The following is a 781-nucleotide window of genomic DNA, read 5'->3' as shown; positions in this document are numbered from 1 at the left end:
CTATATATTTTAGTTGGTAACTTAAGACGTGATAAATAGTATCCTTGCTTATCTTGAATAGACTTAAAGTCTTGTAAACGAAAATATCCTAAGTCACGAATATATAGTTCATTCTTTTGTGCCATTCCTGTTCGAGTCGCACTATATGCCTGATCACTTCGTTTTCCTGGTTCAATTTCTACATCAGAAAATTCTCCACTCAACAAGTCATATTCTAGTTGAATTTTCACACCAGCTTTATGACTGCATCCTCCAGCACCAGGGTAGGTAGCTGCAAACCGATCTGGAACTTGAAAGGTTGTAGAATCAAGGATGCGAATCCGCTCAAAATAATTAGAAAGAGAATGAGAAATCTTAGATACTCCTCCAATTTTAGCTTGTAGAAGTGTAGTAAATACAGTTCGAAAGAAGGCTACAGAAGCCGAGTTAAATCGTCGATTAAGTCCCTCCGGACTTAATAAAACTCCTGTTGAAGTTTCTAATTGACTACAAAGTTGGGTAAGAGAAGTAGTAGCGACTTGTTGATTTAACCATACACACAAAGATAAGAAATGGTGCCCGTGGCACTTACGTTTTCGTTTCATCCCGCCTGCTTCTATGGCTAATTGATTAAGTGTAGCGGGAGACATATATCGATATAACTCTTCGGCAAATAAAGATAATTCTTGTTTTGGGCTCATATTCATAAAAAAGCACGTCACCCTTTCTTATTAACATAAGAGAATAGTAACGTGCTTTTAACTTCAAAAATAGTCTAAATCCTTAAGTTGATGGATGTGTG

1 protein-coding gene is annotated in these 781 nt (G+C 36.7%); it reads right to left on the bottom strand.

Annotated features, from left to right (window positions below):
• On the bottom strand, nucleotides 1–686 hold a 686-nt coding region (locus ACFQZ1_RS18475; protein WP_377883660.1), incomplete at its 3' end, for an IS4 family transposase.
• Nucleotides 687–781: the final 95 nt, after the last annotated feature.

This window comes from Bacillus sp. CGMCC 1.60114 (genome assembly GCF_042676365.1).
Lineage (GTDB): Bacteria > Bacillota > Bacilli > Bacillales > Bacillaceae_G > Bacillus_A > Bacillus_A rhizoplanae_A.
This window is presented reverse-complemented; position numbering and strand designations above follow the sequence as displayed.